The organism is Vibrio sp. S9_S30 (genome assembly GCF_014694455.1).
Taxonomy (GTDB): Bacteria; Pseudomonadota; Gammaproteobacteria; order Enterobacterales; family Vibrionaceae; genus Vibrio.
This window is the reverse complement of record NZ_JAAUWT010000001.1, coordinates 1-21,315: the sequence shown is the minus strand read 5'-3', so window position 1 is coordinate 21,315 and position 21,315 is coordinate 1. Positions and strand designations below refer to the sequence as shown.

24 protein-coding genes and 1 other RNA gene are annotated in these 21,315 nt (G+C 44.4%); 9 read left to right on the top strand and 16 right to left on the bottom strand.

The annotated features are described in order from the left end of the window. Nucleotides 1–77: 77 nt before the first annotated feature. From acpS to rpoE, 11 genes are all read right to left on the bottom strand, one after another. Nucleotides 78–458 carry a holo-ACP synthase gene (gene acpS / locus HC752_RS00125; RefSeq protein ID WP_190333065.1) on the bottom strand — a complete coding sequence of 127 codons (381 nt, stop codon included), beginning with the start codon at nt 456–458 and terminating at the stop codon, nt 78–80. An 80-nt stretch (nt 459–538) separates the two neighbouring features. Continuing rightward, a complete protein-coding gene (gene pdxJ, locus HC752_RS00120; RefSeq protein WP_190333064.1) occupies nt 539–1,270 on the bottom strand; it encodes a pyridoxine 5'-phosphate synthase in 732 nt (243 codons plus the stop codon). Then, a complete protein-coding gene (gene recO, locus HC752_RS00115) occupies nt 1,267–1,995 on the bottom strand; it encodes a DNA repair protein RecO (RefSeq protein ID WP_190333063.1) in 729 nt (242 codons plus the stop codon). The genes pdxJ and recO overlap by 4 nt, the downstream gene beginning before the upstream one ends. 124 nt (nt 1,996–2,119) lie before the next feature. Next, entirely contained in the window at nt 2,120–3,085 is a 966-nt protein-coding gene (gene era, locus HC752_RS00110) for a GTPase Era (protein ID WP_190333062.1), read from the bottom strand. Continuing rightward, on the bottom strand, nt 3,078–3,755 hold the full coding sequence (gene rnc, locus HC752_RS00105) for a ribonuclease III (protein WP_190333061.1): 678 nt from the start codon (nt 3,753–3,755) through the stop codon (nt 3,078–3,080). Before rnc ends, era begins: the two co-directional genes overlap by 8 nt. A 10-nt stretch (nt 3,756–3,765) precedes the next feature. Then, nucleotides 3,766–4,671, bottom strand: a complete 906-nt coding sequence (gene lepB / locus HC752_RS00100; protein ID WP_190333060.1) for a signal peptidase I — start codon at nt 4,669–4,671, stop codon at nt 3,766–3,768. Nucleotides 4,672–4,766: 95 nt separating this feature from the next. Beyond that, on the bottom strand, nt 4,767–6,560 hold the full coding sequence (gene lepA / locus HC752_RS00095; protein ID WP_190333059.1) for a translation elongation factor 4: 1,794 nt from the start codon (nt 6,558–6,560) through the stop codon (nt 4,767–4,769). A gap of 92 nt (nt 6,561–6,652) precedes the next feature. Continuing rightward, entirely contained in the window at nt 6,653–7,156 is a 504-nt protein-coding gene (locus HC752_RS00090; RefSeq protein WP_190333058.1) for a SoxR reducing system RseC family protein, read from the bottom strand. A gap of 6 nt (nt 7,157–7,162) precedes the next feature. Continuing rightward, the gene (gene rseB / locus HC752_RS00085; protein ID WP_190333057.1) at nt 7,163–8,122 is read right to left on the bottom strand and encodes a sigma-E factor regulatory protein RseB; all 960 of its coding nucleotides are present in this window, start codon (nt 8,120–8,122) and stop codon (nt 7,163–7,165) included. Further along, entirely contained in the window at nt 8,119–8,736 is a 618-nt protein-coding gene (locus HC752_RS00080) for an RseA family anti-sigma factor (RefSeq protein ID WP_190333056.1), read from the bottom strand. The genes rseB and HC752_RS00080 overlap by 4 nt, the downstream gene beginning before the upstream one ends. Nucleotides 8,737–8,761: 25 nt before the next feature. After that, the gene (gene rpoE / locus HC752_RS00075; protein ID WP_190333055.1) at nt 8,762–9,340 is read right to left on the bottom strand and encodes an RNA polymerase sigma factor RpoE; all 579 of its coding nucleotides are present in this window, start codon (nt 9,338–9,340) and stop codon (nt 8,762–8,764) included. Between the two features lie 320 nt (nt 9,341–9,660). Between rpoE and nadB the strand changes: the two genes are divergently transcribed. Further along, on the top strand, nt 9,661–11,271 hold the full coding sequence (gene nadB, locus HC752_RS00070; protein WP_190333054.1) for an L-aspartate oxidase: 1,611 nt from the start codon (nt 9,661–9,663) through the stop codon (nt 11,269–11,271). Nucleotides 11,272–11,302: 31 nt separating this feature from the next. Here the strand turns inward: nadB and HC752_RS25245 are convergent, their stop codons facing one another. Together HC752_RS25245 and HC752_RS00060 are read right to left on the bottom strand one after the other, a co-directional pair. After that, complete coding sequence (locus HC752_RS25245; protein WP_342029442.1) at nt 11,303–11,719, bottom strand: protein YgfX; 417 nt, start codon at nt 11,717–11,719, stop codon at nt 11,303–11,305. Further along, nucleotides 11,691–11,951 carry an FAD assembly factor SdhE gene (locus tag HC752_RS00060; RefSeq protein WP_190333052.1) on the bottom strand — a complete coding sequence of 87 codons (261 nt, stop codon included), beginning with the start codon at nt 11,949–11,951 and terminating at the stop codon, nt 11,691–11,693. The genes HC752_RS25245 and HC752_RS00060 overlap by 29 nt, the downstream gene beginning before the upstream one ends. Before the next feature lie 254 nt (nt 11,952–12,205). Between HC752_RS00060 and ygfZ the strand changes: the two genes are divergently transcribed. The 3 genes from ygfZ (at nt 12,206) to HC752_RS00045 (ending at nt 14,404) form a co-directional block, all read left to right on the top strand. Further along, nucleotides 12,206–13,171, top strand: coding sequence for a tRNA-modifying protein YgfZ (gene ygfZ / locus HC752_RS00055; protein ID WP_190333051.1), 966 nt, complete (start codon nt 12,206–12,208; stop codon nt 13,169–13,171). Then, nucleotides 13,161–13,661, top strand: a complete 501-nt coding sequence (locus tag HC752_RS00050) for an aminoacyl-tRNA deacylase (protein ID WP_190333050.1) — start codon at nt 13,161–13,163, stop codon at nt 13,659–13,661. Before ygfZ ends, HC752_RS00050 begins: the two co-directional genes overlap by 11 nt. A 536-nt stretch (nt 13,662–14,197) precedes the next feature. Further along, nucleotides 14,198–14,404: a DUF1107 domain-containing protein gene (locus HC752_RS00045; protein WP_101112539.1), complete on the top strand. Its 207-nt coding sequence runs from the start codon at nt 14,198–14,200 to the stop codon at nt 14,402–14,404. Between the two features lie 106 nt (nt 14,405–14,510). On the opposite strand, the gene HC752_RS00040 is transcribed toward HC752_RS00045, so the two are convergent. Genes HC752_RS00040 through HC752_RS00030 form a run of 3 tightly spaced genes read right to left on the bottom strand, consistent with a single transcriptional unit; the run spans nt 14,511 to nt 17,488 of the window. Continuing rightward, nucleotides 14,511–15,725: an FAD-dependent 2-octaprenylphenol hydroxylase gene (locus HC752_RS00040; protein ID WP_190333049.1), complete on the bottom strand. Its 1,215-nt coding sequence runs from the start codon at nt 15,723–15,725 to the stop codon at nt 14,511–14,513. A 1-nt stretch (nt 15,726) separates the two neighbouring features. Further along, nucleotides 15,727–16,905, bottom strand: a complete 1,179-nt coding sequence (ubiH, locus tag HC752_RS00035) for a 2-octaprenyl-6-methoxyphenyl hydroxylase (RefSeq protein WP_190333048.1) — start codon at nt 16,903–16,905, stop codon at nt 15,727–15,729. Between the two features lie 13 nt (nt 16,906–16,918). Continuing rightward, the gene (locus HC752_RS00030) at nt 16,919–17,488 is read right to left on the bottom strand and encodes a YecA/YgfB family protein (protein WP_190333047.1); all 570 of its coding nucleotides are present in this window, start codon (nt 17,486–17,488) and stop codon (nt 16,919–16,921) included. 236 nt (nt 17,489–17,724) lie between these two features. On the opposite strand from HC752_RS00030, the gene zapA reads away from it, so the two are divergent. The 5 genes from zapA to serA all read left to right on the top strand — a co-directional run bounded on the left by zapA (nt 17,725) and on the right by serA (nt 21,105). Beyond that, nucleotides 17,725–18,027, top strand: a complete 303-nt coding sequence (zapA, locus tag HC752_RS00025; protein ID WP_190333046.1) for a cell division protein ZapA — start codon at nt 17,725–17,727, stop codon at nt 18,025–18,027. A gap of 4 nt (nt 18,028–18,031) precedes the next feature. Beyond that, a non-coding RNA gene (ssrS, locus tag HC752_RS00020) (6S RNA) lies at nt 18,032–18,215 on the top strand. A gap of 3 nt (nt 18,216–18,218) precedes the next feature. Next, the gene (locus HC752_RS00015; protein WP_190333045.1) at nt 18,219–18,842 is read left to right on the top strand and encodes a 5-formyltetrahydrofolate cyclo-ligase; all 624 of its coding nucleotides are present in this window, start codon (nt 18,219–18,221) and stop codon (nt 18,840–18,842) included. A gap of 122 nt (nt 18,843–18,964) precedes the next feature. Then, nucleotides 18,965–19,621, top strand: a complete 657-nt coding sequence (gene rpiA, locus HC752_RS00010) for a ribose-5-phosphate isomerase RpiA (protein WP_190333044.1) — start codon at nt 18,965–18,967, stop codon at nt 19,619–19,621. A 254-nt stretch (nt 19,622–19,875) separates the two neighbouring features. Next, nucleotides 19,876–21,105 carry a phosphoglycerate dehydrogenase gene (serA, locus tag HC752_RS00005; RefSeq protein WP_190333043.1) on the top strand — a complete coding sequence of 410 codons (1,230 nt, stop codon included), beginning with the start codon at nt 19,876–19,878 and terminating at the stop codon, nt 21,103–21,105. Nucleotides 21,106–21,315: the final 210 nt, after the last annotated feature.

Below are 21,315 nucleotides of genomic sequence, written 5' to 3'. Positions count from 1 at the left end.
ACCCATCTCATAGCCTGATAATTGTGAGGTCAACGGATTACATTGCCCCCTAATATGAGTGTAGAACAGTGATTGGGTTATCGCTCAAAGATTACGGTTGCTACCGCATAATGACGTTCATCAGATATAGAAAGGTGGATGTGCATCACACCAGCACTTGTTGCGTATGCTAATGCTTGGTTATGAAGGGAGAGTACTGGTTTTCCATTGGCATCATTAGACACAGTAAAATCATGAAAGGTAACCCCTTTCGCAATTCCTGTACCGAGGGCTTTTGATGCTGCTTCTTTAGCAGCAAATCGTTTGGCAAGAAAACGAGCCGGTTGATTCGTTGCATGAAACTTTACCAGCTCACACTCTGTTAAGATTCGTTTTGCGAATGCCTCACCAAGTTTGGACAGGGATCTATCGAAACGATCAATTTCGGCAATATCCGTTCCTAATCCTACTATGGGCATAAGATCTCCGCTTATAGGCTAATTCGAGAAGGGGGATAGCCACCACAGTATGCCGCAGCGGCTAAGAGTGTAGATAAAAATTAACGACGAGCTTCAAGCATGACGGCTTTCATATCAGCGACCGCTTTATGCAAACCATCGAAAACCGCACGCCCCATAATAGAGTGACCGATATTTAGTTCATACAGTTCTGGTAACGCCGCAATAGGCCCTACATTATGGTAAGTCAAACCATGCCCTGCATTAACTTTAATGCCGATGCTGTCGGCATAACTCGCGCCAGCCGCGATCTTTTTCAACTCATTAATTTGTTCGCACTCTGTAATAGCGTCAGCGTAATGACCTGTGTGAAGCTCAACGTAAGGGGCTCCACACGCTTTTGACGCATCAATTTGCTCGCGATCCGCATCAATGAACAAAGACACTTTAATGCCCGCTTTGGTCAATTTTTGTGTCGCGGCTTTGATTTTTTCCAGCTGACCGACCACATCCAAGCCACCTTCGGTTGTCAGCTCTTCGCGCTTTTCTGGTACTAAACAAACGTATTCAGGTTTGGTTTGCAAGGCAATTTCAACCATTTCATCCGTCACCGCCATCTCCAAGTTCATTCTGGTTTGAAGTGTCTCGCGCAGAATTCTTACATCTCGATCCGTAATGTGGCGACGATCTTCACGAAGATGAATCGTAATGCCGTCTGCTCCAGCACGCTCTGCAATTTCCGCAGCATGTACAGGATCTGGATATTTAGTTCCACGTGCGTTTCGCAAAGTGGCAATATGGTCAATGTTTACCCCGAGTAGAATTGAGCTCATTCTTCAATACTCCGTGCTCCGGGAAAGGCTGTTCTTGGGAGAAACAGTTCCCTGCTTTTTAGTGGTTTGCCGCCAAGATAAGGCTTTAGTGCTATACGTGTAAAGCGTTTTGCGGCTTTAAGTTGCTCTTTAGTTGTAAAGCGTCGCTCACTAATAGCAATCAACTCATTTCCCATGAATGTCAGATTGTCTCGCCTTACACTCGCAATAAAACCCTTTTGTTCTCGATAGCGGTAAGTCATTTCGGGCTCAACCAGCTCCCCCGTTCCCGAGCAATGCATAAAATCTACGCCATATCCCATAGAAGAGAGCAAAGCGAGTTCAAAACGACGCAATGGAGGCTCTGGATTATCGGCTTGTGCCAGTTCAGTTAAAACCAGTAGATAGTCATGGAATAACGCAGGGTAAGGGGTTTCATTTTCCAAAAGTCGGCCAATCAACTCATTCACATACAGCGCCGAATAAAGGTAAATACCAGAAAGAGGAAGCCCAAGACTGATAGGTTCAGCTTGACGCAATGTCCGCATGCTTCCTTTGCCTGACCACTTCATTAAAAGTGGCGTAAAGGGTTGCAGTGCACCTTTCAAATTAGATCGTTTGCTTCGGGCACCTTTCGCCATGATCGACATACGACCGTATTCTTCACTGAACACATCCAAAATCAGGCTGGTTTCACTGTAAGGTCGACGATGCAACACAAAGCATCGCTGTAACCCATCGGACATACACGACTCTCTTAAGTAACCAAAGACAACAATGCTGATCGCATGACTTACAAGCACAAAGCTTAATTCAACAGACACAAAAAAGGGAGCACGACACTCCCTTCTAACTTACACCAATTTATCTCTAAAGGTCATCAATATAACCTAAGCTTCTCAGTGCACGCTCATCATCTGCCCAACCCGATTTCACTTTCACCCACGTTTCTAGGTAAACCTTACGTTCAAATAGCTCTTCCATATCCAGACGAGCTTCACGACCAATGGTTTTGATTTTCTCGCCGCCTTTCCCGATCACCATTTTTTTCTGACCAGTACGCTCAACTAAGATCAACGCGTTAATGTGAAAGCCATCGGTTTCAGGGTTGTAATCAAATCGCTCGATCTCAACTGTAACCGAGTAAGGCAACTCTTCACCAGTGAAGCGCATGAGTTTCTCACGGACAATTTCGGACGCCATAAAACGCTGAGAACGATCGGTCACATACTCTTCAGGGAAATGGTGCGTCGCTTTCGGTAAATACTCTCGCACGTGTTCACGCAGCACATCAATGTTTTTATTGTGTTTAGCAGAAATAGGCACAACGTCCACAAAGTCCATTTTTTCCGATAAAGACTGCATATGAAGCATAACTTCATTGCGATCTTTTACGTTATCAACTTTGTTAACACACAGCACAACCGGGAGGTTTGACTTATTGAGTTTGGTGAACACCATCTCATCATCGTTAGTCCAGTGCGTACCATCAACCAAGAAAAATACTAGGTTCACATCACTCAATGAGCTGTTCGCAGCACGGTTCATCAAGCGGTTGATCGCTCGCTTTTCTTCAATATGAAGCCCCGGAGTATCAACAAAAATGGCTTGATAATCACCATCGGTATCCACGCCCATAATGCGATGACGCGTCGTTTGTGGTTTACGAGAGGTGATTGAAATCTTCTGCCCCAACAGTTGGTTGAGCAACGTTGACTTGCCGACATTAGGACGACCAACAATCGCGATGAAACCACAATGCTGGTTTTCAGTCGAAGATTGTTGCTTGTCAGATTCGAAATACACGTCCAAATCAAATTCTTTTTCATCAGACATTGGTGAGTCGTCCTAATGCTAATTCAGCCGCTGCTTGCTCCGCTTTGCGACGACTTGTACCTTTACCGATAACAGGTTCATCCAGCCCTGTAATTTCACACGCCACCGTGAACTCTTGGTTGTGTGCTTCACCTTTAATTTTAGTCACAGAATATGAAGGAAGAGGTTTTCTTCTGCCCTGTAGGAATTCTTGTAACCGCGTTTTAGGATCTTTTTGGGATACGCCTGGCTGAATGGCTTCCAATCTTGAGTGGTACCAGCTCAGTATGACCTTACGCACCATCTCAATATCACTGTCGAGATACACAGCACCAATGATAGCCTCCACGGCATCCGCCAGAATGGAGTCTCGACGAAATCCGCCACTTTTCAGCTCACCTGGACCTAATTTTAAGTACTCTCCCAAGTCGAATTCACGACCTAGTTCAGCAAGGGTATTGCCACGAACTAATGTTGCACGCATGCGGCTCATATCACCTTCATTCACTCTTGGAAAGCGGTGATACAAATCATCAGCAATGACAAAACTTAAAATTGAATCGCCCAGAAACTCAAGACGTTCATTATGGTTACCATTGGCGCTACGATGTGTCAGCGCCAAATGGATCAGCTCAGCATCATTAAACTGATAGCCGAGCTGCTTCTCTAATTTACTGATAGGAGTATTCATACTCTCTCTATTAATGTATGCCACCGATGCGGTTAAACCTTACACCAGTTGGAATCCAAGACGGCAACACGCTGTCTTGACCTCGTTCAAATTCAAAGCTGATCCAAATTCCGACCGCTTTGCCTACTAAATTGCCTTCAGGAACAAACCCCCAAAAGCGGCTGTCGGCACTGTTATCACGGTTATCTCCCATAACAAAGTACTGACCTTGGGGTACCACCCACTCACGAACGCCCGGACGAGGCTGGTAAGCCTTCACATTGTCATTGGTTAGTGGGTGAACCAAAATTTGGTGAGTCTCTTCACCCAATTTTTCATCCATCTGAATCATCGGAACTCCGATGCGCTCATCTTGGAAAACGCTTTCCATCACGTTAGATAATTCAATAGCTTCACAGCTTGATTCCCCTTGACGTTGAACGCACAACTCTTTCTTTTCACTGTAACGAACAACATCACCGGGTAAACCAACCACACGTTTAATGTAATCAATACCGGGATTAGGCGGGAATTTAAATACCACAATGTCGCCGCGCTCAGGCTTACCCATTTCAACCAATTGAGTACGCCATACTGGATCTTTTAATCCGTAAGTGTATTTTTCAACCAAAATGAAATCACCCACGAGCAACGTCGGCATCATGGAACCTGATGGGATCTGAAACGGTTCGTAAATAAAAGAACGCAGAACCAAAACAAAGGCAATCACTGGGAAGATAGAGACACTGTTTTCTACCCACCAAGGTTGGGCAGCCACTTTCGCTTGTAAAGATGAATCAAGACCTTCGTTAGTCTGATCTTCAATCGCACCCAGTTTTTCTTGACGCTTTTTTGCGAAAACCAGTTTTTCAAGCGCCCACACAATACCCGTTACTAATGTAACGATCACAAGGATGAGTGAAAATGTATTTGCCATTAACTTCCCTTAGTATTCTCTAGTGAAAAAGAAGAAAGGGTATCCGATACCCTTTCTGCCTAAGTCTTTGTTTGATTGTCAAAGGATGAAAAAGTTTAATCTTTTCCTACATGAAGAATGGCTAAGAACGCTTCTTGTGGAAGTTCAACGTTACCAATTTGCTTCATGCGCTTCTTACCTTCCTTCTGTTTCTTCAGAAGTTTCTTCTTACGGCTCACATCACCACCGTAACATTTTGCAATGACGTTCTTACGAAGCTGCTTCACCGTTGAACGTGCAATAATGTGGTTACCAATCGCCGCTTGAATCGCGATATCAAACATTTGGCGAGGTATGAATTCTTTCATTTTTTCAACAAGCTGGCGACCGCGAGTCTGTGAATGTGCCTGATGCGTGATCATTGCCAAAGCATCCACTTTGTCACCATTAAGAAGCACGTCAACACGCACCATGTTCGATGGTTCAAAACGTTGGAAATTGTAGTCAAGAGACGCGTAACCACGAGATGTCGATTTTAGGCGGTCAAAGAAATCCAGAACCACTTCTGCCATCGGAATATCGTAAGTCACAGCCACTTGGTTGCCGTGGTAAATCATATCAACCTGAGTACCACGCTTTTCAACGCATAATGTGATGACGTTACCCAAGTAGTCTGCTGGTACCAAAATGTTACAGCGCGCGATGGGTTCACGAATTTCTTCTATGTCATTGATCGCCGGCAGCTTCGCTGGGCTATCGACATAAAGCATCGTTTTATCTGTCTTTTCAACTTCATACACTACAGTTGGCGCGGTCGTGATCAAATCCAGATCGTATTCACGCTCCAAGCGCTCCTGAATGATTTCCATGTGCAACATACCAAGGAAACCACAACGGAAGCCAAATCCCAGCGCTGCAGAGTTTTCTGGTTCGTAGAATAGTGACGCATCATTTAGACTCAATTTTCCTAATGCATCACGGAAGTTTTCATAGTCGTCTGATGATACTGGGAATAAACCAGCATAAACCTGGGGCTTCACTTTCTTAAAACCAGGAAGTGCAACTTCAGCGCCATGCTTTGCCAGTGTTAGCGTATCACCAACAGGGGCACCGAGAATGTCTTTAATTCCACACACAACCCAGCCGACTTCACCCGTTCTAAGAACATCGGTATCGACTTGTTTTGGCGTGAAGATACCCAAACGATCGACCCCCCAAACCTGCCCTGTACTGATTACTTTGATTTTTTCATTTTTCTTGAGTTCACCATTTTTGATACGAACCAAGGAAACAACACCTAAGTAGTTATCAAACCAAGAATCAATAATGAGGGCTTGCAGTGGTGCATCAGGATCACCTTCTGGCGCTGGAATGGACGCGACAATGTTTTCTAGAACATCATCCACACCAATGCCGGTTTTGGCACTACAACGTGTTGCTTCCATAGCATCAATGCCAACAATTTCTTCAATTTCTTCAGATACACGCTCTGGATCAGCGGCAGGAAGATCAATCTTATTTAATATTGGCACCACTTCCAAATCCATCTCAATAGCGGTGTAACAATTCGCCAAAGTTTGGGCTTCCACCCCCTGACCTGCATCGACAACCAATAGCGCACCTTCACAGGCAGCTAATGAGCGGGAAACTTCGTAGGCAAAATCTACGTGCCCCGGAGTATCGATGAAGTTGAGTTGATAGGTTTCCCCATCCTTTGCGGTATAGTTTAGCGTCACACTCTGAGATTTAATGGTGATGCCACGCTCTCGCTCTAAATCCATGGAATCAAGAACTTGGGCTTCCATCTCACGATCACTGAGTCCACCACAGACTTGGATTAAACGGTCTGAAAGGGTCGACTTACCGTGGTCGATATGGGCGATTATCGAAAAATTACGAATGTGCTTCATAGGTTGGTGTGACTAAACTCTTACAAAAATGGATGGGAGAAATACCAATCATTTGTTGGTATTTCGATCAAGTTGGCAGATTCTACCCAATTTCAGGGTTTGTCGCTATCAAGAAATGTAGCAATTCCTGTTAAAGGGCTTCCTAGCACGCGAATTAGGGACACTTTATCTTCAGATTCTCGTTCGAGTTTCCTTATCCAATGCTTAGCACAGAGGGTTCCGACCCACGCAAGCAATACTGACATTACTATCACTGACGATTCACCAGTACCTAACGTTGGCGCCAGCCAGACATGTCCCAAGAGAGCCCCTAAAAACAAAAATGCGATGGGCGACAAATAAATCAAAGCCGCCGACTGCAATAACTGTTTTTCTGGTAAACCAATCTCAACAACTTGACCAGGCGCCAAAGACTGCTTTGATTCTAAAAACCAAGTATGTGCTTTATTACCGAAAGCTTTCGATACTACGCCCGTGCCGCAACTTTTTTGAGATGAACAACTGGAGCAACTGGTTTGTTGCTCACAGCTCAATTGAATACGAAACCCAGATTTAGAGGGGTGGCTAGCGACCACTGTCGCGAGTGCCGTCATCATAATGAATTACTGAATTTTATTAGCCGTCATGGTGACAGATTGTGCCACACGTTTGGCCGTTGAGGGAGGAATATCACCGACGACAGAAACTTCTACATTACCGCTAACAAAACTATGCAAAGTACGACGCCCTTGTCGAACCAACTGACCTTTCAGAGAAAGATCATCTTTTTCAGAAACATACACAGAAAAGCTAAATAGACCGTCATTGAACATCTGACTTTCAACCACTTTATTGGTCATCCCCATTCTGTATCGGTTCATTGGGTTTGCCTTGAACCCATTAGGCACCCAGCCTACTTGCCAAAACGAACTTTTGCCTTCATTTTCAGGTAAAGAGATGGCATCAGGCAATTGAGCATCACCTAATCTTGCAAGCAAATCAAAAATTTTGTCATTGACTGTATAGGATATCGTTCGATATTGTTCCAAAACTTCGCCATCACGATCCACTAAATCTGCACGAAGAGGAAGGTTGGTGCGTTCGTCGACCCAAAGAACATAGGAATATCGTTGTCCATCTTTTGGAACAATACGGATCACTTGACAAGCTGCTCCAGCTTCACGCGCTCGACCTAGTTTGACAAAATCGTAGTTATCTTCCAATACCGTCACATTGGTATTGATCAATGGGATCAATGGGGCAACCATTTCCCCAGACTCAATTGAGAATGGATCCACTCCCGGTTCGAAATAACTTATTTCATTGTCTCGCCGAATGACCTCCCGAGAAGGACCACTAAGGTATACCAAACGAGCAAATTGCTTATTATCTCGGCGACCATGCCGATAAAGGAGGGGTTCTATACTGTTTTTCTTGATTTGAATATAAGACAGCTCATAGCTCAATTGCTGGCTTGCTTCGTTCATTTGATGTAACAACGCCTCAGCAGAAATTTCCTCTGCTAAGGCGGTGTATCCATTCAAACTGAACAGTGCCAGCACACTGATCAGGATTTTTTTCATTCTAGTTCCGATTTAGTAGGGTGCACGACGTCTTTATCCATAGCAGTGCTGTTTAGTCGTAATTGCATACTGTAATCTTGAAACAAAGCGTTAACACGCTTACGTTGCTCCATTAATTGTGCTTCGTCAGAAGAAGAGGTAACTGATTCCTGTGCTAAACTCACGGGCTCTGCACTGCCAATCACGGGAATAGTTTGCAATACCGGAAGTTCATTTTCTGATTGCACCCCACTCTGACCATTGTATTGCTGAACACCTAGAATCACGACCAATGAGACACAGGCGGCCATTGCAATTTGACCAAATTGAGTCATCCAACTAGGCATACTTTTACGTGCAACATTGGGAGTAGGCTGAGACTCAATTGCAGGAGTAACAACATGATCCGATACGTGTACTGGAGAATGAGTTGGCTCATCGTCCAACGCCAATGCGACACTGTTTGCGATATCCCAATCGGCGCGCTTTGGATCTTCCCCTCTCATCACATCACCAATTAAGTGATAGTTCTGCCAAGACTTCAGACCTTCTGCATCGTGTTCCAGTTCTGAAATTAGAGCCTGATCCACGCTTTCTCCATCCATGAGTGCTGAAAGTTGTTCTTTGTCAGCCATTATTTTCACCATTTAACTCATTGGTCTAGCGCTGTAGAAGTGGTTGAATTTTCTTCTCAACTGCTTCACGAGCACGGAATATACGAGAACGAACCGTCCCGACAGGGCAATCCATAACCTCGGCTATCTCTTCATAGCTAAGACCATCCAGTTCTCGCAATGTCATTGCTGTTTTTAAATCTTCTGGTAACGCTTCAATCGCTTCGAAAACAACCTGTTTCAATTCTTTGGACAACGTAATGTTCTCTGGGTTCGATATTTCTTTTAATGCACCACCAGTTTCGTAATATTCGGCCGCTTCTGCATCCAAATCGGTTGCGGGAGGTCTGCGCCCTTGGGCAACAATATGATTTTTAGCTGTATTAACGGCGATCCGGTATAACCAAGTATAAAACGCACTGTCTCCCCGAAAATTTGGGATGGCTCTATACGCCTTAATAAAAGCCTCTTGTGCCACATCGGCAACATCACCAGAGTTGTTTATATATCGAGAAATCAAATTGCAAACTTTATTTTGATATTTGATAACCAAAAGATTGAATGCTTGTTTATCTCCTCGTTGGACACGCTCAATTAGTACTTGATCGGTTAACTGCTCGCTCATTCGAGCGTCCACTCCTATTGTTATTTGCCCTTACCTTCGCAGGTATGAACATTAAGTCCTGTCAAATGTAGTATTGACACCACCGCCTACATGAGCACTATTGTGACTGATATAGTCAAAGAAAGTTCAATCCGGCGAATTTTTTTTAACTAATTTTCCTAGCAATGTGATGTAACCTTCATTGTATTTGCTCAAACGGGTGCGGATAACGATAATAGACACCACCAAGAAGATATGCGTTATAGAATTAGCAGAAAGCTAATTGCTTACTAGAGTCAATTTGGGCAGGCTCTAGGATAACCTGGAATTTTTAAAGTTATATGAACGATAACCGAGAACATCAATGCGATGTATTAGTGATAGGCAGTGGCGCAGCAGGTTTATCTCTCGCATTGCGAGTTGCACCACATGGCAAAGTCATTGTATTGAGTAAAGGCCCTCGCAATGAAGGAGCGACGTACTACGCTCAGGGCGGCATTGCGGCAGTATTTGACGAATCCGACAGCATCGAATCGCATGTTCAGGACACCCAAATTGCGGGGGGTGGCATCTGTGAGGAAGACACCGTTAAGTTCATTGCCGAGAATGCAAAAGAAAGCGTTCAGTGGTTAATCGATGGCGGGGTTCCCTTTGATCGTGTAGAAAACGATTCAGACGAAAGCCCACGTTACCACTTAACACGTGAAGGTGGTCATAGCCATCGACGCATTCTGCATGCAGCAGATGCAACTGGCATGGCAATGCAAACGTCTCTTCAAGATAATGCGCACAACCATCCCAATATTCATGTGTTGGAGCGCCACAATGCATTGGATTTGATCACCGAAGACAAAATTGGTGGTGATAAGAAAAAAGTCATTGGTGCGTATATATGGAATCGGAATCAAGAGCACGTCGAAACCGTCCAAGCTAAATTTGTTGTGCTAGCGACAGGCGGTGCATCTAAAGTGTATCAATACACGTCGAATCCTGATGTCTCCTCGGGAGATGGGATTGCAATGGCATGGCGAGCAGGGTGTCGCGTTGCCAATTTGGAATTCAACCAATTCCACCCAACCTGTCTTTTCCACCCAGAAGCACGTAACTTCCTATTGACTGAAGCATTGCGAGGGGAAGGAGCTTATCTGAAAAGACCAGACGGCTCACGCTTTATGCAAGATTTTGATGAGCGAGGTGAACTTGCTCCTCGTGACGTTGTTGCACGTGCTATTGACTTTGAGATGAAGCGACTGGGTGCAGATTGCATGTATTTGGACATCAGTCATAAAGACCCTGACTTTGTCACCAAGCACTTCCCAACCATCGATATGCGCCTGAAAGACCTTGGCATCGACATGACAAAGGAACCGATTCCAATCGTTCCAGCAGCTCACTATACTTGTGGTGGCGTTATGGTAAACCAACAAGGTGCCACCGATTTAAATCGCCTCTACGCCATTGGAGAAGTAAGTTATACCGGTCTGCACGGGGCAAATAGAATGGCGTCGAACTCCCTTCTAGAATGCGTGGTGTATGCGCGCTCTGCTGCGGAAGACATTATTAATAAAATTGGCGATGCCGAACTGTCAGGTCCTTTACCTGAATGGGATGAGAGTCAGGTTCTTTGTTCCGATGAAGAAGTCGTGATTCAACATAACTGGCACGAATTACGTTTGTTTATGTGGGACTACATGGGCATTGTACGAACAGATAAACGCTTAGAGCGCGCCTTGCGTCGCATTCAACTGCTGCAACAAGAAACGCATGAGTACTACAGTAACTTCCGAGTTTCCAACAACTTGTTAGAGCTTCGTAACCTATTGCAAGTTGCTGAACTCATGGTTCGTTGCGCGATGGAACGAAAAGAAAGCCGTGGTTTACATTACACTTTGGATTATCCCGAACTGGCTGAAAATAGTGGACCAACCATTTTAATTCCTGAAAAGTACTAATCTTTACGGTTCCACGTACGAGTGAATTCGCCTAAAGAGCACTTGAGTGCTCTTTTTTATTGCCTTTTTGCCAACGTAAATAACGAAGTAATGCTCGGTATTCCTTGTCAGTACAGGCATCTCGCCAAACTAACAGCCTTGATTTATCTTCAAAAATGAGCAGAGTTACCAAAGCAGAACATTCTAACCACGCACGAGCCAAAATCTTCTTCTCTTGATTCACTCGGAACTCAGTGGTCTCACTCCACCTAAGCACCATCTCAGAGGAAGGCTGGGTAATTTTAAATAATGAAGGAACTACAAATGCTGTAAATACGAATAAGGTGAGAACGATGGGCGCTGGTGAAGCCGCAAGCGCCCAACTAAGTATCGCCAGAATAAAGAGCTGACATAGTCGGGCACTGAGAGACGATGTTAATTTAGCGAACTTTACTGAGGTTGTATGCAACGACCTTATCTACCATAGATGCATGACTCAGATTATCACTTCTTCCATGCCCCATAATCCAAGTAAATAAATCGGGATCATCACACTCGAGAAGAGAAGCAAAATCTTTTTGCTCTTGTTCCGACAAGTTTTCAAACTGCTCTTCAAAAAATGGCATGATAACAACGTCAAGCTCTAACATCCCACGGCGACATGCCCATTTAATTCGAGCTTTTTCTTCGGCGGTGTACATTATTATTCCTTTGATGACTCCTTTGTGAGGGCAGTGTATCAATCTCACTACCCTACAGCTATTATACGAGTCACAGAGTGTGATTTGCTCTCGTCATTTGTATCACCCAAACTCAACTTTCTACTTTGCTCAGGTCTAAAAAGTAAGGTTGCTGAAATACTCAAGCCCTTTATTGAAAAACGAACGTCTTGAGGTTACTTGGGTATCGCATTAACATACTGCTGGTATCAAACATATTTTAAGGTTTAGAAACAATGAATTGGCTTGAAAGTTTATCTTCCATCTCATTATCCACTCAGTCTGAATTGCCAGAATTCGCCATTTGTCCTCTACCTTCGTGGGGCACCATTACCTGCGTAGGCGAAGACAAAAAAACGTACCTTCAAGGTCAAGTTACGTGTGATGTGGTTTCATTGGAACATTCTGAATCGACTTACGGTGCTCATTGTGATGCGAAAGGAAAAATGTGGAGTCTATTTAATATGTTCCACCATAATGACGGTTACGTAATGGTGCATCGTAAAAGTGCACTGGCAACTGAGCTTACCGAAATTAAAAAGTACGCGGTATTCTCAAAAGTCACCATCGAGGAAGGGGCTGATGTGCTCGTTGGCATTAGTGGTGATAAAGCCGAAAGCTGGATTGATAACCACAGTGAAGGTCGCAGCAATGTACGCATCATAGACGGTGGTACTGCCGTTCGTATTAGCAATAAACGCTGGCTATTACTGTTAGAACCCTCGGCTGCAGAATGTCTGCTTGAAGACCAACGCGCTGCTGTGGTTCATGAGTCACTGTGGGACAAATATGATATTGAAGAAGCGCTTCCTCGTATTGATGAAAAAGAACAAGGTCAACATATTCCACAAGCGATGAACCTTCAAGCCTTAGGAGGCATCAGTTTTACCAAAGGCTGTTACACTGGTCAGGAAATGGTGGCACGAGCTAAATATAGAGGAACCAACAAGCGAGCGCTGTACCGTGTAGCAGGTAATACCCTTGAAGCACTTCCAGAACAAGCAGAAATAGAGCGAGCGGTAGGTGAAAACTGGCGTGGCGCAGGGCACCTAATCACGCAGTTTGAATACCAAGACAGTGCCGCGGAAGGGCTGATCATTTTACCAAACAATCTTGAAGAAGGGACACCGCTTCGAGTGAAAGGTCAAGAAGGAACAACTTGGGCAATATTGCCTTTGCCTTACTCCTTAAATGAAGACTAATTCAAAAATCCAAACTCGTATTACTCAATATTTGCGGGAGCAGAAAATACCTTTTCGCTTGCTCCCCCACAAAACCCCTGCCATCAGTATTGACGATGCTGCCCGCCAGCGAGGGATCTCACCAAGTATCATGGTGAAATGCATTCTACTCAAAGACATGGAAGGATGTTATGTACTCGCGTGCGTCTCGGGTAATGAACAAGCCGACCCTAGAAAAGTACGTACTGTATTGAGCTCTAGGCGAATCACCTGCGCCCCAGCAACGGAAATTGAGTCGGTGACTGGCTATTCACTTGACTGTGTTGCTCCTATTTTGTTAACAACGACAATACCTGTCATTTTTGATAAGAAGATCACATTATTAGAGCGCGTGACTATCAGCAGCGGCTCTAACATGGCAGGTATTGAGCTCAATTTAGATGATCTTTTAATACTGACCTCACCGATAATCAGCGAAATTTCGCGTAATCCCCCGCCCCTAAATCAATAACCCCCATTCATCCCCACCACAAAGCGTGACTCCTATCACATTTAATAATTTTACTAAGTGAATTTTTATCTTAGGTAAGTGAATAAATAGTTATTCATAAGATTATAATGTAGTGTAACCATTACTTGTTAATTTGAGTTCCCCTTGCTCAATTGAGCTTAACGCCCTCATTTAACAAGGAAAGTGAATCTGCTGAATTCATCAGTTAAATCCACTTTTTGTGTAATGCATCTGTGACTATTCGCCCGATATTTATATCGGGCTTTTTTTCATGAAACTATTTTATTGATGACATGGTCTATTCTTATTATACGTTATAAGACTATGGCACAGCATTACTGCTTAGTTTAAAGAGGGGTGTGGCATAAAATGAGGATAACATCACATTACCGAGGCATTTGTATCATTGAAATGCCAAGGGCGGCACAAAACGCTAAAAACATAGCATTATGCTGTGTTAACCCCCTGTTCAGTCACAATACTGTCACACGAAGTTTCGTATAATTCGTGGCGCGACAAATAATAAGGATAAAAGTATGAGACTGTTTAAGCGCTATACACCAAGTATGATAGCTAAACACGTGAGTCGGTTGTTTAAAGGTAGAATTTATATTTATGGCGTGGGGAAGTTTGAATTTGATAATGGCAAGTTGATTCTCCCTGAAAAAGCAGAGAAACGACATTTCAAAACCGTGAAAGAAATTAATCAAGAAATCATGCGGTTAAGATGCGTACATGCATAACTATTAAATAAATGAATAGAATTTTTTAAAGGGTCGACTTGTCGACCCTTTTTCATGCGCGCAACGTTCAACACTTAGACACTTAGACACTTAACGATGAGATATTTCAGCGCTTAGTTTTGGTTGCCTCGGGTAAATTCCCTTTCAATCCCATAGCGTGCTGTATTAATTCGTTTTTTACCATTGGCACTGTGTTACCCACAGTCAACCCCACCCCTCTCACCCATTTCTTTATGGGGTGCTCACCAGAAAATAGCTCTTTAAAACCTTGCATGGCAGCAATCATTTTGGCGGCCTCCGCTTTTCTCCAGCGCTCAAATGGTCGTAAGTTGCGTCTTAAACCAATATCTTCACCACTTCGCCACAACCGCTCTACCTCCTGCACCAAACTGGCGGCATCAAGCAATCCTAAATTGACCCCTTGCCCCGCTAATGGGTGAATGGTGTGAGCAGCATCTCCTACCAAAGCCACTCGATCGCGTACAAAGTCACGCGCATAACGCATTTTAAGAGGGTAAGCTTGTCGCTCCCCTTGCACTTCGCATAATCCGAGCTGTCCATCAAAAGCCGTCATTAACGCTTTATTGAATTCAGCACTGTCCATATCCATCAGCAGTTCCGCTTTCAACGGATTAATAGACCAAACAATAGAGCAGAGATCGGGTTCACTTAACGGTAGAAATGCCAAAGGCCCATCCGGTGTAAATATCTGCCTAGCCACACCGCCGTGAGATTCCGCTGTTCTGACATTTGCAACGATAGCGGAATGACCATAATCCCAATGCGTTAAGGGAATATCGGATTGATCACGTAGCCAAGAATTCGCACCATCAGCCCCTACCAACAACTTAGTTGTAAATGAGCGACCGGACTCTAAAGTGACCCAAGCTTCCGTTTCTCCCATCACAACATTTTGACACCGTTCAGGCGCAAAAAGAGCCACATTATCTTGTATATTCACTTGCTCAAGTAAGGCTAACTGGATCACTCTGTTTTCAACGATGTGCCCAAGATTTTTTTGATAGATTTCTGAAGCTGAAAACTCTATTTTCGCAAAACTGTCTTGCTCCCATACCGTCATTGCGTCGTATGCCGAAGATCGACGGGCTTCAATACCCGCCCATGCACCAACATTTTTGAGGATGTTTTCACTGGCTCGGCTCAATGCAGATACACGAACGTCTGGTAATTCATTCAAGTGCTCTTCTGGCAACTTCCCTTCTATAACCGCTATTCTTAAATCGCTGTCTTGAAGTAATGCTGCAACCGTTAACCCAACCATTCCCCCGCCAATGATGGCGATATCAAAACTTTGCATCATATTATCTTTCTACCATACCGAGAGCTCGCGCCAACAAGGGGCTTTTCATCGAACCTAAGCCTTCAAACCCCATTAATCCAATATTTCGCCCCACTCTCATTGGAATGAAATCATTCGAAAAAAGATGAACCAGACCCGAGGTCAGTTCCATCGTCCTTTTTCTATCTTGTTCTCTTCTCTCTCGATACGCACTAAGAACGCTGTAGTGACCAGGGTCGGTCAAATTAGCCAAGATTTGTTCTGCGAGTGTTGCGACATCTCTCATACCCAAGTTGAACCCCTGTCCAGCGATGGGGTGCAAAGTTTGCGCGGCATTACCAACAACGGCAAATCGATGCGACACGATGGACTCACGAGAACGAAGCAGCAAAGGGTAAGAGGCACGCGCTCCAACTTTCGTAAATTGCCCCAAACGCCATCCGAAACATTGCTGTACTGTGGCAAGGAAATCTTCATTAGAAAGCCTAGAGACATCGTCAACCGATTCTGGAGGTAAACACCATACGAGGGACATTCGGTTGTCAGACATTGGCAACAAAGCAAGTGGTCCCGACGCCGTAAACCGTTCAAACGCACGTCCAAGGTGAGGCTGAGATAAACTGACATTTGCTATCAGTGCGACTTGCTCAAAATCATGCTCATGCAACGGTAAACCAATTTTTTGAGCGGAAGGCGACAACGCGCCATCTGCCGCAACCAACAGTTTCGCTTCCAGTACTGCCCCTGACGACAGCGTAATGGTCGCCGCGTTGCTCTGTCTTGATACATGACTCACTGAATCGGGGCAAAGAAAATCAACCTTATCGGCACCATTGAGTAGCGACTGATAAACTCGCCCAATATCGGCCAGTTCTACAACGTACCCGAGCGCATCCAAATTCAGATCATACTTAGTGATATCGGTTAATCCAGCATGCCCCTTGTCGGACACATTAATGTGCTCAATAGGCGTCGTAAAAGGCTGAATCTGCGCCCAAAGCCCTATTTTTTCTAGGATCAAATAAGTGCCATGTGAAAGCGCAATGGAACGAGAATCAAAACCAGGGTGAAGTGTGTGCTCAACTTTAAAAGGTTCAATAACAGCAATTGATAATGTTCCGTTACTTAGTCGGTTCAATGCCAATGCGAGTGTTGCACCTGCCATTGCTCCACCAGCAATGACCACATCATATTGTGTCATGAGGCTTTCCTACTTAGTGAATTGTCGGCTTTTTGATTTCACTTGGTTTCACGCCATATTCTGCATGAACCGTAAAGACACACGCTTTCACATGCTCGATCACTTGCTCAAGCAGATCAGCTTGCTCTCCAAGATCGTCTTCTTCATCAATGCCCAGTTTAGATATCTCTTCCAAGTCACCCAATGCTTCTTTAACACTTATCGACGCTTTGTTTATCGCTTGATTCACCAAGCCTAAACCAGAAATAAAATGGTTCACCCATTCAGACAACCCATCTGCGGTGGCAAACAAATCCGATTCCGACTCCGACAACATTAATGTCAATTCAAACTGCTCATTTGATAACTCACTTAATGTCGCTTTTAGCAAACTTTCAGCAACACCAACAGTACTTATTGGCCAACCTAATCCATCATTGGTGTAATCAAACAATAAAGGCTGCCAACTGTTATCGCTAATGGTTAATCCACCGCTTAACATGCCTGTTAACAAACCATGCAACTCCGCAGGTGATACCGCAAGTTGGGCGGCTTTAAGTTCGTTAACGAGTTGCGGAAAAGCGGGATAATTCTCTTCACTCATAAAGGATTCGCTATAATGTAAGTTAATTGGACTAATCCTACCACTTAAGGCGCTTAGCGAAAATGTATAGCTGGGCATACCGTGTTCAATTTGTTGATTTCGTGTGTACTTAGTCCCGCAATATTAGGAAACGAAGATCGAAGGGCTTGAATCTTAAGGTAGGTTTACCTATAGTTTCCTCCCTGGCAGGAGCGAGCTGTACTCCCTGTCTTTGGTTTGGTCAAGAGTGTACCGTAATGAGTAATCAAGCAGTTGAAGTTGAAATATTGGGGAAGCTTACGCGAGTGAATTGTCCACCAGGGCAAGAAGAGTCACTGCTAAAAGCCGCCGAAGATTTGAATACGCGATTGAGTGAGATGGCGGAAAGAACAAAGGTAACCAATACCGAAAAACTCTTAACAATTGCTGCTTTGAACATCTGTTATGAATTGCAAATCTCTCAGCAAGAAGTGCATGGTCAAACCACAGAAATAACCGAGCGAATGGAATTGCTCTCGGCGTCACTGGATGGTGCGCTCAAACAGCTAGGACGCGAGTAACAGTTTTACCCTGGAGTGTGCGTCAGCGGATTTAAGTCCCTGAGCCGATAAGCAATAATTAAGGATTAGTACTTGATAGCTACTGAGCAAGCTCGGCTCGTACCGAGAAGCCTACGGTTACCATTGCTGATCCGCCTTGAACTAGCTGGTTCAAGGGCCACAATCCTCAACGGCACTCTGGGGTTCCTCATATGACATCTTTTACGCCATCAAAAGCATCTTCGCAGCAGCGACAAGCCATCCGGCAGAACATTCGCTGCAAACGACGCCACCTTTCAAATAGAGAACAAATTGAAGCCGCTCAAGGTTTACTGTCTCAGCTTCAAAAACACACTGCCGCAAATGAAGCCAATACCGTCGCGTTATATCTTGCTGTTGATGGTGAGCTCAACCTAACACCTGTTATTGAATGGTACTGGAACCTCGGTAAAAGGGTCTGTTTGCCCGTACTTCATCCCTTCAGCAATGGTCACCTACTCTTCTTAGAATACACACCACTGACTGATATGGTTGCCAATCAATACAAAATTGAGGAACCCAAATTAACATTGTCTCAAATCGTCCCCATCAATGAGATTGATATCATCTATACCCCACTGGTCGCCTTTGACGAGCAAGGACAGAGGCTGGGAATGGGGGGCGGTTATTACGATCGAACTCTAGCCTCTTGGGAATCCTCATCCGGACATGAGGCGATTGGTTTGGCTCACGATTGCCAACAAGTTGCGCTTCTGCCTGTCGAAGCTTGGGATATCCCCCTGAAAACCATCGTCACGCCTTCAAAAACATGGCAATGGAATGCAAAACCTCGTTAAGCCATCACGGAAAACGTTAGCTAGCCAACTTCAATATATTCACGTAGATCACTGCACCTTTATATAACTTGAAGGTATAATCGCGCGACTTTCATTTATTCACCTATTTTCTGGAGAAAGGCATGACTCAAGATGAAATGAAAAAAGCCGCAGGCTGGGCAGCACTTAAGTATGTTGAAAAAGGCAGCATTGTCGGTGTTGGTACGGGTTCGACCGTCAATCACTTCATCGATGCACTCGGCACAATAAAAGAAGAGATCAAAGGTGCTGTATCTTCTTCAGAAGCGTCCACCAAAAGACTCAAAGAACTTGAGATTGAAATCTTTGAATGTAACGACGTTATCGAATTGGATGTTTACGTTGATGGCGCTGACGAGATAAACCCTAACCGCGAGATGATCAAGGGTGGCGGTGCAGCATTAACGCGAGAAAAAATTGTTGCCGCTATCTCAAAGAAGTTTGTATGCATTGTTGATGGAACAAAAACGGTAGACGTATTAGGTGCGTTCCCACTTCCTGTTGAAGTGATTCCGATGGCTCGCTCCTATGTTGCAAGAGAATTACTGAAATTAGGCGGTGATCCGGTGTATCGAGAAGGTGTGGTCACAGACAATGGCAACATGATTTTGGATGTGTACGGACTAAAAATAACAAATCCAAAAGAATTGGAAGATTCGATCAATGCTATCGCAGGTGTCGTAACCGTTGGTCTATTCGCACACAGAGGCGCTGATGTTGTGATTACTGGCACGCCTGACGGTGCAAAAATCGAAGAATAAAATCATACATTTTGGTATTCGATAATTGCCTTTTTATGCGGTGGTTAGCGTTAATTTCCGTCATTTGATTACAAACGGTACCTATAGGTGCCGTTTCCTCTAATCTTTCTTTAAGAAATCCTGTCTTATTCCGTAATTTTCTTACCCAAAGCGAATATTTTTTGTTACTTTATTGCTCAATATATACGGAAGATAAACGTTTGCGTACCTCTTCTGTACTCAGCTTATAGCCCGAAGTTTAAGGACGATAATCAATGGCAAAAGTATCACTGGATAAAGACAAGATAAAAATTCTCCTGCTTGAAGGGCTTCACCCTTCTTCAGTTGAGGTTTTTCAAGCAGCTGGTTACAGCAACATCGAGTATGTAAAAGGCTCGTTATCGGAAGAAGAGCTGATAGAAGCCATTAAAGATGTGCATTTTATCGGTATTCGCTCCCGTACTAACCTGTCTGAAAAAGTGTTCCAAGCCGCAGAGAAATTGGTCGCGGTCGGCTGTTTCTGTATAGGAACCAACCAAGTCGATCTTGGCGCTGCGGCAAAACGTGGTATTCCAGTGTTCAACGCTCCCTTTTCCAACACTCGAAGTGTGGCTGAACTGGTATTGGGTCAAATCCTTTTGTTGCTTCGTGGTATCCCTGAAAAGAACGCACTGGCTCACCGTGGCATTTGGAAGAAAAGTGCGGATAACTCTTACGAAGCGCGGGGTAAGCGTTTAGGCATTATTGGTTATGGTCACATCGGTACGCAGCTCGGTATTATTGCTGAAAACCTAGGTATGCGAGTTTACTTCTACGACATTGAGAATAAGCTTTCGCTGGGTAACGCGACCCAAGTCCACACACTGAGTGAACTGCTAAACAAGTGTGACGTGATTACGCTGCACGTCCCTGAAACGGACGGCACTAAAAACATGATGGGTGAAGCAGAATTTGCTCGCATGAAGCCGGGTTCCATTTTCATCAACGCCGCTCGTGGAACTGTCGTTGATATTCCAGCCCTCGCACATGCATTAGAAACCAAACACCTTGCTGGTGCAGCAATTGACGTATTCCCTATTGAACCCAAAACCAATGCTGACCCATTTGATTCCCCATTACTTAAATTTGACAACTGTATCCTGACTCCTCATGTTGGTGGTTCCACGCAAGAAGCACAAGAAAACATCGGCGTTGAAGTGGCAGGGAAACTGGCCAAATATTCAGACAACGGCTCAACACTATCCAGTGTCAACTTCCCAGAAGTCTCTCTACCCGAGCACAGTGGCACATCTCGATTACTGCACATCCATGAAAACCGCCCTGGTATACTCACGAAAATCAACACCATCTTCGCAGAAAAAGGGATTAACATCGCAGGTCAGTATCTACAGACCAGTGCAGATATGGGTTATGTCGTTATTGATGTTGAAGCCAATCGCTCTGAAGAAGCATTACTGAGGTTGAAAGAAATTGAAGGGACGATCCGAGCTCGTATCCTTCACTAATAAGGTGAATGAGTTACATTAGGTTTATTAGTTACATTAACCAAAATGGGGACACCAACTGGTGTCCCCATTTTTAACTTAAACTGTACTAATTCAGACCTGATCTGACAGTTACCCACTTTTCGACTCGGTGCCTGTCAGATTATATCTGGGCTAGATTCTTTTCTGCCCAGATTGATTTCCCATCCTCTAATGTCTCTATTGGCGTTC